We start from the raw sequence: 15,137 nt of genomic DNA, 5'->3' as shown, positions 1-15,137 counted from the left end.
ATGGGACGCATGTCATTGAAAACAAGTATTCCAATGGTGGTGTTTTCAATCTTACTAGTTTCAGGTTCAGTAAATTTTGCAAATGCAGATTCACTTCCAGAATGGGTAAAAAACAATGCATTATGGTATGGTCAAGGGATCATCTCAGAGGCAGAATTTCTTAATGCAATAAAATTTTTGGTGGAAAGCAGAATCATCATAATAGATTCTGCTGAAAAGACTGTTTCAAAAATTATGGAAGCTCAGATAATAATTCCTAATGGAAATTTTGACGTGTCAGGTAAGGGGTTTTACTTGCCATTGAATCTGGAGATCAACACAAATACCAAAGTGACATGGGTAAATGATGATTCTGTACCACACAACATCCAAAGTCAGGATGAACGTGGGCATGTGATTGACTTTTTTAATAGTCCTCCATTAAACACTGGAGATAGGTTCGAATTCATATTTGAAGAACCAGGAGTCTACAACTACTATTGTTCATTCCACCCATGGAGAGTAGGACTAGTAACTGTAAAGTAGAGTCAAAACTCTACCATTATTTTTTAAATTAAATAAAATAAGAAAGAAATTAGAAATAGCTATTTCTTTGACTTGTTAACAAATGCTGTCATTCGCTCTTCCCTATCAGGATGAGTGAAACAATTTCTCCAAGCTAAAAGTTCAATTGCAAGACCAGTATCAAGATCTGCATTTCTTCCCTTGTTAATTGCAACCTTAGACATTTGGACGCCCATTACAGAGTTTCCAGCAATTTGTTGGGCCATTTTCAAAGCTTCTTCTTGTAATGATGCAAGAGGAACTACTTGATTTACAAGACCAATTTCTTTAGCCTCATCTGCTTTGACCATTTTACCGGTGTAAACAAGTTCTTTTGCCTTTGCTATTCCTACTATTCTCATCAATCTTTGAGTACCACCCCAACCTGGAGGGATACCGATTGTAACTTCTGGTTGACCTAGTCTAGCAGTATCTGCTGCTATTCTAATATCACAAGACATTGCAAGTTCACAACCTCCCCCTAAAGCAAAACCATTAACTGCTGCAATGGTTGGTTGTCTAACCAATTCAACAGTTGCAGTGACAAGCTGACCTGTCTTTGCATATTCAACTGATTCATCTGCGGAAATTTTTGACATGTATTCAATATCTGCACCAGCAGAAAATGCCTTTTCGCCTTCACCAGTCAAAATGATAACTTTGACATCATCATTATGGTTTAGTTCTTCAAAAGTTTTGATTAGTTCTTTTGCAACATCAGTATTCATAGCATTGAGTTTGTCAGGTCTGTTAATTTTGACAGTACAAATGCCATCAGAAGTAGATGTAGTAACTAGTGACATGTTAATTTTCGAAGTAATATAGGAATTAAATGTTCTCTATTTTCCGAGTACTTTGCCCCATTGGGCTAATGCTGATGCTGCTGCAACCCAAGTTCGAAGATCTTGATAAACTGGAACATTGTGTTCCTCAATCAATTTTATCATTTTTTCAGTATATGGGCCACCATTACCACCAGCAAGAATTGGTTTCTTCTTTTTCTTTGAGAGCTCAGCCAAATAGCCAACAATTGTTTCTTCAAGTGGATCATCTTGGAAGACAAACCAAGGCATAGCAATATCGACATTATTTTCATCTAAAAATTGTTCAATGACAAATCTATAATCATCTGCAGTTGCACCGCCACCTACATCTGCAGGATTTCCGTTATGAATAGGGACGGTAGGTGGGAAGTGATCCTTTATTTTTTTGGTAATTTGTGGAGAGAGTTTTCCAATTGTAAGACCTAATCTTTCTAATTGATCAATTCCTCCAATCATTGGACCGGCACCATTACTAGTCATAGCGACACGATTACCCTTTGCAGGGGGTTGCCAGGCTAGTGCCTTTAATGCTCCAACTAGTTCTTGATAACTATCAACTGAAATAATTCCTGCTTGTTTGAATGCACCCATAATCATGGCATTTGAACCTCCAAGTGAGCCTGTATGGGATGCAGCTTGTTTTGCACCTGCAGCAGTTCTTCCACTCTTCCAAATAACTATAGGTTTCTTGGCCTCTTTCATTACACGTTTGGCAGTATTGATGAATTTTCTACCATCACCAAATCCTTCAACGTATAATCCAATTACTTTGGTTTGAGGATCATTTGCGGCATACCATATCATATCTGCTTCATCAACATCAGAACGGTTTCCAAAACTGATCATTTTTGATAATCCAAACAAGTCAGCACTTTCCAACATACTGATTCCCATAGTTCCACTTTGTGAGAAAAATGCAACAGGACCCAATTTTGAACGAACCATTCTTTCTTGTCCTTGAAATGCACAATCAAGTCTATTTGCTGCATTAAACATTCCAATACAATTAGGACCAATTACACGAATTTTGTGTTTTATAGATAATTCTTTTACTTCAGCTTCCATGGCGGCTCTATCACCACCAAGCTCCTTACCACCACCTGAAACAATTACAACATTATGAATTCCTTTCTCAGCACATGTTTTCATTATAGGTCCACATGCTGAAAGATCAATACAGACAACAACCAGATCAACTTTTTCAGGAATTGCCTCTAATGATGGATAACATTTGATTCCAAGAATTGATTCTTGTTTAGGATTAATTGGGTATACTTTACCTTTGTAATCTTGTTTTCCAAGTGCATCTAAAACAGAATTACCAATTTTACCAGGAGTTGCAGATGCGCCAACTAGTGCAACTGACTTTGGAGTAAAGAATGACTCCATGGATTCAATGTTTGGTTTTGCTTTTGAAATTGAATTCTTTTTTAATTCATTATTTAGAATAATTTTTGCATCCACTACAAAGTAAGATTTTGGATATACAATTACCGGATTGAAATCAATACTGTTAACATAATCTGCATTATCAACTCCCATCTTTCCAATTTGGACAAGTGCATTTGCAACCATGTTTATGTCAATTGGTGCACTGCCACGGAATCCTTTTAGAAGTTTTGAACCTTTTAGTTCATTTAACATTGATTTAGCATCAGATGTCGTAATTGGAAGCATTCTGAATGCAACATCTTTAAAGACTTCAGTCATGATTCCTCCCAATCCAGCCATAATCATTGGGCCAAATTGTGGATCATTTTGTATACCAACTATGAGTTCGACTCCACCTTTTGGAACCATCTTTTCCAAAAGAATTCCTTTTACATCGACGCCTTTTTTCTTAGATAAACGACCATACATGTCAGTAAATGTTTTTTTGACATCAGCTACATTGTCTAATCCAACTTTAACTCCACCAACATCAGTCTTGTGCAAAATTTGTGGTGACACTACTTTCATTACAAGTGGAAAGCCAATCTTCTTTGCTTGTTTTGCTGCTTCTTCAGCAGATGTTACTAATGCATAAGGTGGAACTTTAACGCCATAAGTTTTGAGAATAGATTTTGATAATTCTTCAGTGATAACTTTGTGATTTGTTTGAATTGTATCTTCAAAAATTTTCTTCACAGCAGTCATCGTTCGATCGATAAAATTAGAATTAAGTATATTAAACTTTGGTCAAAGGTTAAATGAAAATTTGAAATTATTGTAAAAATTATTCATATTTGATTTCACAGTTGAGATATTTTCAATTATTTCTAAGCGAATTTTTTGTGGATCGATGTAAGGTATTTTTTGTAATTTTTCTTCAGCGTTATCAAGCCACAAATTCACCATCTCCTCATTTACCTCCAAATGAAATTGCAGACCTATCGCACTCTTGTATTGAAATGCCTGATTTTCATAGTGCTCGGAGGAGGCTAATCGAATAGAACCTTCAGGTAAATCAAAGGTATCACCATGCCAATGAAACACAGTGAATGGGTTTTTGAACCCATTGAAAAGAGGAGATTCGCTACTAATTTTTAAATCATGATAAAAGCCAATTTCCTTTTTTGGCCCGGCATACACTTTGGCACCAAATGTTTTAGCAATTAATTGAGAACCTAAACAGATTCCAAGTACAGGAATATTTTTTTCCACAGAATTTTTAATCAGTTGCCGTTCAGCGTTTAAATATTCTAAATCATCATTTGCACTTTCAGGCGCACCTAAAATTACAACCAGGGAAAAATCTCGGTCTGGAAGTTTTTCATGTTTTGCATTTACTGATGTGATTTCAAATCCGTCATGTTGTAACAGTTCACCCAAGTATCCAGAACCCTCCACTCGTGTATTCTGTACAAGCAATACATCTGACATTTTTTAAACATCTAGTCCCGTAACTACCCACTCGAGACATCTTAGTACCCCTTGATAGTATTTCATGGCATCCATAGATTCTGCTTTTACTAATCTTTCTTCTATTACTTTTCGATATTCAGCAATTTCCAATTCTGTTTTCATCATACTTTGTAAATTCTTCAGAAGTAAAAATATGCTCTGTTTTAATATGTTAAGATGAATCATAGTGTGTGTTAGTTTCAGAGCAAGAGATTCTTGAATTGAAAGATTTTATTTTTCAATTAAACACTTTAGAAAATAGTGTTGTAGTAGTTGAAGGAAAAAGAGATTCTAATGCATTAAGGACACTAGGATACGCAGGTAAAGTTTTAGAATTTCATAAGTTTGCAGGTATGAACAACTTTGCAGACTCTGTAGCAAAATATGAAAGATTGGTAATTCTTTTTGACAGAGACAAAAAAGGTAGAACGCTCACAGGGAAAACAATCCAACTATTACAAAGAAGAACAAAGGTGGATCTTACTTTCAAAAGAAAATTACGTATAATTACAAAAGGGAAAATAATGTGTATCGAACAATTAGTAAGTTACGAGTCTCACTTGGCCTAAGATTATGGCCAAATGCCTTTCTGATTGAATGCCTCTAAGACACGCTCAACTGCCAAAACCATAGTTGCTTTTCTCATATCAACTTTGTATTTTTTACTTGATGCATATGCATCTTTGAAACCTTTAGTGATGTTTGCTTCCATTTTATTTGCAACTTCATCAAAAGTCCAATAGTAACCCATGTTATTTTGTACCCATTCCAAGTAGGAAATACATACACCACCAGAGTTTGCCAAAATATCAGGAATTACTAAAATTTTCTTTTGTTCTATTATTGGATCAGCCTCAGGTAATGTTGGGCCATTTGCAGCTTCTGCAATAATTTTACATTTGAGATTCTTTGCTATCTTTGCATTGATTTGATTCTCTAGTGCACCAGGAACTAGTACATCACATTTAGCAGTAAGTAATTCTTCAGTTGATACTTTTTTACTTCCAGGAAATCCAACTACAGAGCCAGTTTTTTCTTTGTACTCCATTAGTTTACTCATCGGAGCTCCTTTTTCAAACAAAATTGAACCCTTTGAATCACTTGCACCAATTATTTTGGCACCCATCTTTTCCAAATAGATACCTGCAAAGGTAGATGCATTTCCAAATCCTTGTAAAACTACTTTGGCAGTTTTAAGATTAATTTTTAGTACTTTGGCAGCCTCTCTTACACAATATGCTGCACCCAATCCAGTTGCGACATTTCTTGCAAGTGAACCGCCCATTGAGATTGGTTTTCCAGTAATTACACCAGGTGTAGATATGTTGCCGTTTAATTTGTTAAAGGTATCCATAATTTGCGTCATTTCTTTTCCTGTCGTGTATACATCAGGAGCTGGAATATCTTTTCCAGGGCCAATAATTTCATTAATTTTAAATGCAAATCCTCTAGTGATTCTCTCTAGTTCATCATCACTAATTTTTTCAGTTTTTGGATTAACGTAGATACCACCCTTACCACCGCCAAGTGGAATATCAACAATTGCACATTTCCAAGTCATCCATGAAGAAAGTGCCATGACTTCACGTTCCATGTATTCGACGCCACCTTCAGGATTAAAGTAACGGATACCGCCTTTGTATGGACCGCGGTCATTGTTGTGTTGACTTCTAAATCCTGTGAAAATTCTAATTTTACCATTATCCATTTTTACTGGAATTTTGACTCTCAAAACTTTATTTGGCATTGCCAAATATTCACGAATCCCTTTGTCTTTGATTCCGATTATATCACAAGCATCATTAACTTGCTTTGTTGCATTATCAAAAGGATCATTTTTGACCAAGATGTTTTGTCAAACTAGGCATATTATATTAAGTTTAGTTCAAAATTTCAGATCGAAGATTTAGAAATAAGATTACAGATAGATTTTGGTATGATTCATCTTTCTATCTAATTTGTCAATTGCCTCACATAGTGCACCAATGTTTAGTTCTAGAAAGTTTGATAAATGAAATATGGCACCGTATTTTTCTCCAATCTTTGAAACCATGTTATTTTTCTCTAATACTTTCATATGATGCTGGATTGCTTTGTAATCAAGATCAAGTTCCTTGGCTAACTGATGTGTATTGCATGGTTGTTCTAAAAGATGAATAATTATTCGTAATCGAGTAAATCCACCCCTTGTACTTGTAAACAAGTATAGCAAGAGTTTTCTTGTTTGTTTGTCGGTTTTTCGAGGTTCTGAAACTTGTTTTGATTTAATAATTTCTTTGAACTCTAGGAGTTGATTAGCCATACTTGAATTGATCAAGTCAATTTTGCTTAAAACCCTATTTCCAGATCTCATCCATATTCAGGCAAGACAATTACCCTTAAATTGACTGAGAATGAACTCGTGATGACATGATGGCATCACGTGGTTACGATATGACACCAACTATGTATTCACCAGATGGTAGAATATACCAAGTCGAATACGCCATTGAGACAGTAAAAAGAGGCACTCTAGCTATTGGTGTTAGTAGTAAAGAAGGAGTTATCATGGCAGTTGAAGAAAAACCTCGAACTTTACAAACTAGTAATGTTACTCAAAAAATATTCCAAGTAGATTATCATATAGGAGTTGCAGCAGCAGGATACATTCCAGATGCACGTGTTCAAGTAGACGGTGCACGATTCTTCTCACAAGGAAACAGAATGACATATGATGAATCAGTCGAAGTTTCAACAGTTGCAAAACATTTAGCAGATCAAGCTCACCAATTTACACAATATGGAGGAGTACGTCCAAATGGAGTCTCCATGATTATTGCAGGAATTGATCAAAAAGGAGAATCGATCTATGTGACAGATCCTAGTGGAACATACATCCAATTTTCAGCAATTGCAATTGGCGCAGGTGCTGATGATGTGAATGCATTTTTAGAAAAACATTACAAAGAAGATTTGAGTTTGGATGATGCAGCAGCTTTAGCAATTGCAGCAATCAATCTAAAAGCAGAATCAAAAGATGGAGTCAACAACATAAAAATGGCAAAAATTACAACTAAAGCAAAAATATTTGAGAAAGTTTCAGAGTCAGATTTACAGAATTATTCTAAAAATGCATCAAAGTTTGCACCATAATAAAATCTTCAATTTGAAACTTAAACAAGTGTACTGAGAAGATAGATTATGGGTTTAGGAAGTTATTGGGGAGAAGTAATGGAAGTACTTCGAGAGATAATTCCAATTTATGACAAAGTCAATTCCATTATTTCATTAGGGAAAGATAAAGAACATCGCATTAGAGGAATTACAAATAGAGTATTCCCAGGAAATAAAATTCTAGATGCAGGTTCAGGTTTTGGAAACATGTCAAAAACAGCAATGAAATTAACTGACGGTAAAATCTCAATTACACTGTATGATCCACTTGTACCAATGTTAAAAAATACAGGTACATTTTTTGAGAAATCACCAGACATGGCAAATGGTGTTTTTGAGCACATCCCATTCAAAGACGAGGAATTTGATGCAGTGCTATGCGGGTATTCTTTGAGGGATGCAATTAATTTGAGAATTGCAATTTCTGAAATTCACAGAGTGCTAAAAAAAGATGGGCGATTTGTAATAGTTGATTTGGGAAAACCAGATGAAGCATTTTTCAGAGCTGGCGTTTCATTTTATCTAAGATGCATTCTACCAATTCTTGCATTTGCTGCAGGAGGAAGACTAGGACTAAAGTTTGGCACATTGTATGGAACATACAAGCGATGGCCACAAAACAAAAAACTAGAAGGATTGATTCTAGAGAAATTCTCAAGAGTGGAGTTTGAGAAAGATCTTATGGGCGGGGCGATAATGGTTGCCGCATACAAATGAATAGAGTTCTTGTACTAGTCAACATCACCGGTTTAATTATCGGAATTTCATATGGATTACACGGTCCAATTCTGCCAGTATTTGCAAAAAATATTATCGGTGCAACATATTCTGAACTGGGATTAATTGGATTAACGAATTTCATCCCTTACATGTTCATTCCACTTTTTGTAGGAATTCTTCTTGATAGAATTAACAACGGGTATTTGCTTGCAGTTGGCGCTGCAATAAATTCCGCATCGATTTATCTTCTATCCATTGCACAATCAGTTCCAGAGATTATGGGATTCAGAATAATGACAGGGATAGCTCATGCATTTTTCTGGCCACCTTGTGAAGCAATCATTTCAAATGAAAGTTCTGAGAAAAACAGAGTAAAGAACATCTCATGGTTCACAATGTTTTTCGTTGGAGGATTCATGGTGGGACCATTACTGGGCACTGTACTTTTAGAAGGCATTGATGTCACATATAGAATATTATTCCAAATTGCAGCATTTGTTCTCGCAGCTGCAATAATTACAGCACTTTTAGCCTCAAGAAAAAGTGTAAAAAAACATCACGAAAAATTTTCATTTTCATCAATTAAGGAAATGAAGAGGTTTCCAGAAGTGATAGTGTTGTTAGTTTTCTGTACCTCATCATTTGGAATAATCCTGACAATATATCCAGCATTTCTTAATGATAATGGAATGTCTGCATCAGACATTTTGTTGTTGTATTTTGTTTTTGGGATATCACGTGTCATCTCTCTTGCATTAGCGGGAAAGTTTGCCAGAAGAACCAGTCAAACTTTGATTGCTGGAACTTTTGCGGTCTCAGTAGGATTGGCCATATCAGTTGTCGCAGATTCAATATTCGCTTTTGGAATAGCCTTAGTTCTGATGGGCTTTGGATTTAGCATATTTTTTCCATTAACTTTGGAGATTATTTTAAGTAAAACTCGAAAAAATATTTCAGGGAAAATTATCGGGGCATATGAAACAGTTTTTGGCATGGGTTGGGCAATAGGACCAACCATCGGAGGCCCCATTACACAGACATTTGGAAATGAGACACCGTATCTGGTATTTTGCATAATAGGAATCGGAGTAACATTATTTGCAATAAATGTTAGAAAGAAATTAGAACCACAGAGAATCTTAAGTTAGATATCCATTGTTCCACGTTTTTTAGTGCAGAGATCTAGTGCATCTTCAATATGTGTTACGAAGACTTTGCCATCACCTTTAGTTCCAGTACAAGCAACATTTGCAATTGCATTTAGCACATCATCTAGTTTAGGATCTTCTACAACGCAAATGATCATATCCCTACTGAAATATTGCCCAACCAAAGGAGGATCTTGTGCACCTTGTCCTTGGACCTGATGAACAGTTACACCGCCAACACCGACTTTTTTGATTGCAGCAATCACTGCATCTTTTGTTCCGGCTTGAACGATTGCCTCTATTTTTTTCATAAAAATTATTAATTCTGAATTTATTTAAATCAATAAGTACTTCTCACAAATGAAATTAAGAATAAATCACCAATTTAGGCACAAATGCAGACATTACGTTTAATTTCAAATTATACAACATCAAGACATGTTTGATTATTCACTAAACATTGGTGGAAGTGAATGGATGATAATTATTTTTGTGGCATTGGTTTTGATTCTGGGCACAGGTAAGCTTCCAGGAACTGCTAGAAAAATGGGAAGAATAGTCAGCGAATACAACAAAGCCAAAAATGAAATTCAAGAGCAAATGAAAGAAGTTACAGAAGAATCACCTAAAATTTCAGGGCCTGTTGAAACAGAACGAGAAAAATTAGAGATGATTGCAAAATCAGCTGGAGTAAAAATCGAAGATAAAACAGATGATGAATTAAGAGAAGGGATTGCTGCAAAAATTGGCCAAAAAAGAACAGATGAGCCTGGAAAAAAAGAATAGTTCATTTTAATTTCTAAAGAGAATACAGTATAAAATGAATTATGATCGGATTTTGACTATTATTAATTAATTTTTAGTTAACCAGAAGTCAATTAATTGATCGGAGAAGATTTAGATCCCAGAATAAGTTTATGAACAGTATTGTTAAAAAATAACCAGAGGGTTTGTTGAATGGTATCTGAAATAATCAAACTCAAATATAATCAAGTCATAAATCAAGATTGTATAGAAGGAATGAAAATCATTCCAGATGAAACTATTGATTTAGTAATTACAGATCCACCTTTTGCTATTGATTTCAAAGCAAAAAAAGCAAATTATAATCGAACAGCATCTAGGGTTTTAGAAGGATATAAAGAAATCCCTCAAAAAGATTATTATGAATTTACACATAATTGGATGAGTCAATGTTTTAGAATCTTAAAAGAAAGTGGAAGCATGTATGTTTTTTCAGGATGGAATAATCTCAGAGATATTTTAAATGCAATTGAGGAAATTGGTTTTACAGTAGTTAACCACATAATTTGGAAATACCAATTTGGCGTTGTAACAAATAGAAAATACGTTACATCACATTACCACTGTTTGCTTATTTGTAAAAATGACAAAAAACGTAAGTTTTTTCCATATGAAAGATTTGGTAAAGATGAAAAAAACGAACAAGGAAGAAGTTTGCACTATAGAGATAAAGAAGACGTATGGGAAATTAAAAGAGAATATTGGAATGGTTCAGAAAAGACCCCAACCAAGCTTCCAGCAGAAATAATTAAAAAAATTCTAGAATATTCGAGTGAAAAAGGAGATTTAGTTTTTGATCCATTCATGGGCTCTGGACAAACTGCGGTTGTCAGTAAAATGGAAAAAAGAAAATTCTTAGGATTTGAAGTGGTAAAAGAATATCATGATTTCATTTCAAAAAGATTGAAAACAAACTCATATCACATAAAAAGTTCAAAAGATACAGATGACTCATTAGATATGTGGGTCTGAATTTTAAAGAAATTTGTAAAATTCTTAGTCCTTTAGTTAGTGAAGCCCCTATGAATTGGGACGGGATGAAATGTATTTTAGAAATGAAAGAAAACAATGCAAGAAATTGGAAGCAAATGGAATGGATTGGATGGTATTTCGAATATTGGTGTCAAAATAATCTCAATAAGATAATGGAAATGCCATGTAGTAAAAAATATGGAAATGTTTCATTTGATGGATTTCTAGAAATACCTTGGGATTTTAAATCCCATACAGAAGAATCAGGAAATAAAATCATAGTAAATGATAGTGAAGCCATAGCAAAAGCGATTAAAGATTTTGGATGTGTAGGATTAATTCTTGCAACAGGTTCAGCAACATATGATAATCAATCAGCAGATTTTAAAAAATGGCATGATGTTTTAAAAGGAGGAACATCCAATTATGAAATTAAAAGAATTGCTCGAAACGCTTCTTCGAGGAAACGTAAAACACAGATGAGGATTTCAAAAATAGACTTGATTAGAATTGATGACAAATTACTTGTAGAATGTGGGACATTTCAAGAAAATTTTAGAAATGCAAATGGAAATCCTCGTCGCAAAAAAGTGTTATTAGATTTGACAAAAATAGAAAAAAATACAGAAAACATCATAGATAACACCAAAAATTAATAATAATAGATTAAACAATAAATCATCAGTAATTCCTCATCAAATAGATCTTGAAATTCTCTTGTCCAAAATGTAAATCAAAGATAGAAATCCAAAAAACCTTCAACAAAAAAATGCATGTTTCTTGTGAAAAGTGCGGTATTGAAGATCTGTTAGAATTCTCAAAAAATGCAGACGAGGTATTTTTAGAATTTCTTTCAAGATTTGACAAAGGATTGGTGACTGAGGGAGGATTATCTGAAGGTCTCAAAGATGAGGGGATTGTCAGAGGCGAAAATGAAATCAAAGAGATGATAGGAAAAAACAATCCAGATAAAATTACTGAAGAGATACTATATTCAAAAAAAGACTATATTTCACAATACAAGGTTTTGAGCAATCCTGAGCCCAAAATGGGCTGCAAAGTCGAAGAATTAGGACTAGATGAATCAATTACGGAGCATCTTAAGGAGCTAAAAATAGAGCAATTTTACAAATTTCAAGAGGAAGCAATTCAAGAAATTGCATTTGGAGAAAATGTTGTCATTGAGGCACCCACAGCATCTGGAAAGACTGAAGCATTTTTGATTCCAGTAATTCAAAGGATAAAAAAAGATGCAGCAGATGAAAGTGTTTTTGCAATTTTTGTTTACCCTACAAAAGCACTTGCACGTGATCAGTATCCAAAAATTTTGAAATTTGCAGAAAAAATAGGGGTCAAGGTTAAAGTTTTTGATGGAGATACAAAGCAAGAAGAGAGAAGAGAGATAATTGATCATCCTCCACAAATTCTGATTACAAATTTTGACGTATTGCATTATCACATGTGGCATCAGACAAAATTTTCGTCACTCTTAGCATCAACCAGAATTCTCATTACCGATGAGGCTCACGTTTATTCTGGAATTTTTGGATCAAATGTGCACTATATCATAAAAAGATTAAAAAGAATTTGTACCAACAAGTTACAGTTTGTAGCAGCATCAGCTACTCTTGACGATGCTAAAGAATTCTGCCAAAAACTGTTTGGGGAAAAGATGCAAAGAATTCAAGGTTCAGGTAAAAAAGGCAAGACAGATTTCATAATGCTTTTTCCATCACTTCGAACACAGAGAGCTTTGATGGTAGAGTTGACAAAAAAGTTAACTCAAAGAAATCACAAGACAATGGTTTTTAACAATTCACATCTAAATTCAGAACTTTTAGCAATGCAGGCAAAAAAACAAAAAGTCAACATCAAAGTTCACAGAGCTGGATTAATGGCAAACTATAGAACTTCAGTCGAGAGGCAATTCAAAGAAGACAAATTGCAAGCAATTTCATGCACTCCTACGCTCGAATTAGGCATAGATGTGGGCAATGTTGATTGTGTGATATCATCCACCATTCCAGTGAATAGGTTAATTCAAAGAATAGGCAGAGCCGCTAGAAAAGGTCAGCGAGGATATGCATTTTTGGCATTAGGAAATGATCCAATCTCACAATATTACAAAAATCATCCAGATGATTATTTTGAAGATATCGAAAAAACATACATCGACCCAAAGAACCCCTTTGTTGAGGAATTTCAAGTGTTGGCCATGGCATGCGATAGACCAATATCAAGACATGAATTAAAAGAACATCAAGAAATTATTGAACATCACATAATTAAGGAAAATCTTAAAGAGTTCAACAATAGAATTATTCCAAATTTTGATAAAATCAATTCCTTGCTAAATGAATACAGCATAAGAGGAATTGGAAAATCAATAGATATTTTCTTGGATGGAAAAAAAGTAGGGGATAGAGTACTGCCAATCGCATTAGAGGAATTACACAAAGATGCAATCTATTTTTTAGCCGGAATGCGTTACAAAGTAAAAGAATTTGATTATCCAGAAAAAAACTATGCAAAACTAGAAAGAATTCCAAGAGATTATCCATACTATACAAAATCATTAACAGAAGAATGGCCAACCATTGAAACAGTCTTTGAGAAAAGAAATGCAAATGGAGTAGAGGTTGCATTTTGTAAATTACATATTGAGAAAAAAGTATACGGCTATGTCAATATTGAATTAGGACAAGAAATCACACAAGGAGAAAAAGTCCAATTAGATAATCCGCTAGAATATGATTTTGTAACCAAAGGGATTGTGTTTCATGCACCAAGACCCCTCAAAGTAATTGAGGATTCTGAAGATAAAGAATATGCAGAAGCTAGTGGATATCATGCAACAGAGCACGTAGTAATTGAAGGAAGCAACATGATAACAGGCGGTGTATCTCAAGATTTAGGAGGCATATCACTAGGTACTTCAGGCTTGATTTTCATCTATGATGGGGCTATCGGGGGCAGCGGTGCAAGTAAAGCCCTCTATGACAGATTTGAAAAAGCACTTGAACGAAGTATGTTTATCGTAAAGGAATGTCCTTGCAAAAATGAATCAGGATGTCCAAGATGTACATTCTCATACAGATGTGGGAACAATAATGAATATCTGCACAAATATTCAGCATTAGAAATTTTGGAGAGAATTAATTCGGGTGAAAAAACAGAATTGATAGATCCTATCGAAGGGGACAAGCCCCTAGTATGATTAATCAAAATGGGATAAATATAACAAGAATATAGAATCAACATGGAAAAAGTTGCCCTTGTAACAGGTAGCTCATCAGGGATTGGATTAGAGACATCATTATCATTAGCTAGAGACGGATACCACACATTTGCCAGTATGAGAAATCTTGAAAAAGCAGCAGAGTTAGAACATGCTGCAAAAAAAGAGAATCTTTCAATTCAAGTAATTGAATTAGATGTAGATAAAGAAGAATCAATTGTTTCTGCAATTAAAAAAATTGTCAAAGATTGTGGAAGATTAGATGTTCTAGTTAACAATGCAGGATATGGGCAGTTTGGATGTACCGAAGACATAACATTAGATGATTTCAGAAAACAATTTGAAACAAATTTTTTCAGCATTGTTAGGATAATTCAAGAAGTGGCTCCAATTATGAGAAAACAAAATTCAGGAAGTATTATCAATATCAGTTCAGTTGTAGGACGAATGGGACTGCCAGGATCTCCAGCTTACATCAGTTCAAAATTTGCATTAGAAGGATTTGGAGAATGCCTAAGATACGAGCTTGGTCAGTTTGGAATTAAGACCACAATGATTGAGCCAGGAGTTATCAAGACTAATTTTTTTAATTCCATGAAAGTTCCAGAATCAAAAACAGACCCGAAATACAAGGCATTAACTGAGCATATTTTGGCAGGTCTTAAAATGATGGCACATATGGGAACTGCACCATCTCAAGTTGCAGATACCGTAATGAAGGCAATTCACGATGATGAAATGCTGCCACGATATATCGTTGGAACTGATGCTGCCATGTTTTTGGAGGCAAAAAAGATGAAAACAGATCTAGAATTTGAGAAATACATGAGTAAAGAGCTATTTCCCAGTTGA

17 protein-coding genes are annotated in these 15,137 nt (G+C 34.7%); 10 read left to right on the top strand and 7 right to left on the bottom strand.

Features of this window, described 5'->3' with window-relative positions; genetic code table 11:
- Positions 1-9 precede the first annotated feature (9 nt).
- Positions 10-525, top strand: a complete 516-nt coding sequence (locus ACW9XH_RS01950) for a cupredoxin domain-containing protein (RefSeq protein ID WP_457758955.1) — start codon at positions 10-12, stop codon at positions 523-525.
- A gap of 59 nt (positions 526-584) precedes the next feature.
- On the opposite strand, the gene ACW9XH_RS01945 is transcribed toward ACW9XH_RS01950, so the two are convergent.
- From ACW9XH_RS01945 to ACW9XH_RS01930, 4 genes are read right to left on the bottom strand one after another with little or no spacing between them, the layout of a single operon-like run.
- A complete protein-coding gene (locus ACW9XH_RS01945; protein ID WP_457758954.1) occupies positions 585-1,346 on the bottom strand; it encodes an enoyl-CoA hydratase/isomerase family protein in 762 nt (253 codons plus the stop codon).
- 36 nt (positions 1,347-1,382) lie between these two features.
- Positions 1,383-3,503, bottom strand: a complete 2,121-nt coding sequence (locus ACW9XH_RS01940; protein ID WP_457758953.1) for a 3-hydroxypropionate--CoA ligase — start codon at positions 3,501-3,503, stop codon at positions 1,383-1,385.
- 42 nt (positions 3,504-3,545) lie between these two features.
- A complete protein-coding gene (locus ACW9XH_RS01935; protein ID WP_457758952.1) occupies positions 3,546-4,229 on the bottom strand; it encodes a type 1 glutamine amidotransferase in 684 nt (227 codons plus the stop codon).
- A gap of 3 nt (positions 4,230-4,232) precedes the next feature.
- Positions 4,233-4,376: a hypothetical protein gene (locus ACW9XH_RS01930; protein ID WP_457758951.1), complete on the bottom strand. Its 144-nt coding sequence runs from the start codon at positions 4,374-4,376 to the stop codon at positions 4,233-4,235.
- Between the two features lie 65 nt (positions 4,377-4,441).
- On the opposite strand from ACW9XH_RS01930, the gene ACW9XH_RS01925 reads away from it, so the two are divergent.
- A complete protein-coding gene (locus ACW9XH_RS01925) occupies positions 4,442-4,819 on the top strand; it encodes a toprim domain-containing protein (RefSeq protein WP_457758950.1) in 378 nt (125 codons plus the stop codon).
- A 2-nt stretch (positions 4,820-4,821) separates the two neighbouring features.
- Here ACW9XH_RS01925 and ACW9XH_RS01920 read toward each other — a convergent pair whose 3' ends face one another.
- Positions 4,822-6,096, bottom strand: coding sequence for a Glu/Leu/Phe/Val family dehydrogenase (locus tag ACW9XH_RS01920; protein WP_457758949.1), 1,275 nt, complete (start codon positions 6,094-6,096; stop codon positions 4,822-4,824).
- A gap of 72 nt (positions 6,097-6,168) precedes the next feature.
- The gene (locus tag ACW9XH_RS01915) at positions 6,169-6,552 is read right to left on the bottom strand and encodes an ArsR/SmtB family transcription factor (RefSeq protein WP_457758948.1); all 384 of its coding nucleotides are present in this window, start codon (positions 6,550-6,552) and stop codon (positions 6,169-6,171) included.
- Between the two features lie 107 nt (positions 6,553-6,659).
- On the opposite strand from ACW9XH_RS01915, the gene ACW9XH_RS01910 reads away from it, so the two are divergent.
- The 3 genes from ACW9XH_RS01910 to ACW9XH_RS01900 are packed head-to-tail and all read left to right on the top strand — an operon-like array spanning position 6,660 to position 9,271.
- Entirely contained in the window at positions 6,660-7,382 is a 723-nt protein-coding gene (locus tag ACW9XH_RS01910; RefSeq protein WP_457758947.1) for an archaeal proteasome endopeptidase complex subunit alpha, read from the top strand.
- A gap of 48 nt (positions 7,383-7,430) precedes the next feature.
- On the top strand, positions 7,431-8,120 hold the full coding sequence (locus tag ACW9XH_RS01905) for a class I SAM-dependent methyltransferase (protein WP_457758946.1): 690 nt from the start codon (positions 7,431-7,433) through the stop codon (positions 8,118-8,120).
- Complete coding sequence (locus tag ACW9XH_RS01900) at positions 8,117-9,271, top strand: MFS transporter (protein ID WP_457758945.1); 1,155 nt, start codon at positions 8,117-8,119, stop codon at positions 9,269-9,271. The genes ACW9XH_RS01905 and ACW9XH_RS01900 overlap by 4 nt, the downstream gene beginning before the upstream one ends.
- On the opposite strand, the gene ACW9XH_RS01895 is transcribed toward ACW9XH_RS01900, so the two are convergent.
- Positions 9,268-9,582, bottom strand: a complete 315-nt coding sequence (locus ACW9XH_RS01895) for a P-II family nitrogen regulator (RefSeq protein ID WP_457758944.1) — start codon at positions 9,580-9,582, stop codon at positions 9,268-9,270. The two genes, ACW9XH_RS01900 and ACW9XH_RS01895, sit on opposite strands and share 4 nt — an antisense overlap.
- A 127-nt stretch (positions 9,583-9,709) precedes the next feature.
- On the opposite strand from ACW9XH_RS01895, the gene ACW9XH_RS01890 reads away from it, so the two are divergent.
- From ACW9XH_RS01890 to ACW9XH_RS01870, 5 genes are all read left to right on the top strand, one after another.
- Complete coding sequence (locus ACW9XH_RS01890) at positions 9,710-10,057, top strand: Sec-independent protein translocase subunit TatA/TatB (RefSeq protein ID WP_457758943.1); 348 nt, start codon at positions 9,710-9,712, stop codon at positions 10,055-10,057.
- Between the two features lie 171 nt (positions 10,058-10,228).
- Positions 10,229-11,047 (top strand): DNA-methyltransferase, encoded by an 819-nt coding sequence (locus tag ACW9XH_RS01885; protein WP_457758942.1) that lies wholly within the window; start codon positions 10,229-10,231, stop codon positions 11,045-11,047.
- On the top strand, positions 11,038-11,703 hold the full coding sequence (locus ACW9XH_RS01880; RefSeq protein WP_457758941.1) for a hypothetical protein: 666 nt from the start codon (positions 11,038-11,040) through the stop codon (positions 11,701-11,703). The genes ACW9XH_RS01885 and ACW9XH_RS01880 overlap by 10 nt, the downstream gene beginning before the upstream one ends.
- A 50-nt stretch (positions 11,704-11,753) precedes the next feature.
- The gene (locus ACW9XH_RS01875; RefSeq protein WP_457758940.1) at positions 11,754-14,264 is read left to right on the top strand and encodes a DEAD/DEAH box helicase; all 2,511 of its coding nucleotides are present in this window, start codon (positions 11,754-11,756) and stop codon (positions 14,262-14,264) included.
- A 42-nt stretch (positions 14,265-14,306) separates the two neighbouring features.
- Positions 14,307-15,137, top strand: coding sequence for an SDR family oxidoreductase (locus tag ACW9XH_RS01870; RefSeq protein WP_457758939.1), 831 nt, complete (start codon positions 14,307-14,309; stop codon positions 15,135-15,137).

This window comes from Candidatus Nitrosopumilus sp. bin_32a (assembly GCF_054095935.1).
Note: the sequence above shows the minus strand (reverse complement) of the source record. Positions and strands in the feature narration are given on the sequence as shown.

What these genes read in the sequence shown, in the direction of transcription:
- ACW9XH_RS01895 (WP_457758944.1), bottom strand. Translation starts at nt 9,582, where the DNA reads ATGAAAAAAATAGAGGCAATCGTTCAAGCCGGAACAAAAGATGCAGTG.
- ACW9XH_RS01915 (WP_457758948.1), bottom strand. Translation starts at nt 6,552, where the DNA reads ATGGCTAATCAACTCCTAGAGTTCAAAGAAATTATTAAATCAAAACAA.
- ACW9XH_RS01940 (WP_457758953.1), bottom strand. Translation starts at nt 3,503, where the DNA reads ATGACTGCTGTGAAGAAAATTTTTGAAGATACAATTCAAACAAATCAC.
- ACW9XH_RS01950 (WP_457758955.1), top strand. Translation starts at nt 10, where the DNA reads ATGTCATTGAAAACAAGTATTCCAATGGTGGTGTTTTCAATCTTACTA.
- ACW9XH_RS01870 (WP_457758939.1), top strand. Translation starts at nt 14,307, where the DNA reads ATGGAAAAAGTTGCCCTTGTAACAGGTAGCTCATCAGGGATTGGATTA.
- ACW9XH_RS01890 (WP_457758943.1), top strand. Translation starts at nt 9,710, where the DNA reads ATGTTTGATTATTCACTAAACATTGGTGGAAGTGAATGGATGATAATT.
- ACW9XH_RS01930 (WP_457758951.1), bottom strand. Translation starts at nt 4,376, where the DNA reads ATGATGAAAACAGAATTGGAAATTGCTGAATATCGAAAAGTAATAGAA.
- ACW9XH_RS01900 (WP_457758945.1), top strand. Translation starts at nt 8,117, where the DNA reads ATGAATAGAGTTCTTGTACTAGTCAACATCACCGGTTTAATTATCGGA.
- ACW9XH_RS01935 (WP_457758952.1), bottom strand. Translation starts at nt 4,229, where the DNA reads ATGTCAGATGTATTGCTTGTACAGAATACACGAGTGGAGGGTTCTGGA.
- ACW9XH_RS01945 (WP_457758954.1), bottom strand. Translation starts at nt 1,346, where the DNA reads ATGTCACTAGTTACTACATCTACTTCTGATGGCATTTGTACTGTCAAA.
- ACW9XH_RS01910 (WP_457758947.1), top strand. Translation starts at nt 6,660, where the DNA reads ATGATGGCATCACGTGGTTACGATATGACACCAACTATGTATTCACCA.
- ACW9XH_RS01905 (WP_457758946.1), top strand. Translation starts at nt 7,431, where the DNA reads ATGGGTTTAGGAAGTTATTGGGGAGAAGTAATGGAAGTACTTCGAGAG.
- ACW9XH_RS01885 (WP_457758942.1), top strand. Translation starts at nt 10,229, where the DNA reads ATGGTATCTGAAATAATCAAACTCAAATATAATCAAGTCATAAATCAA.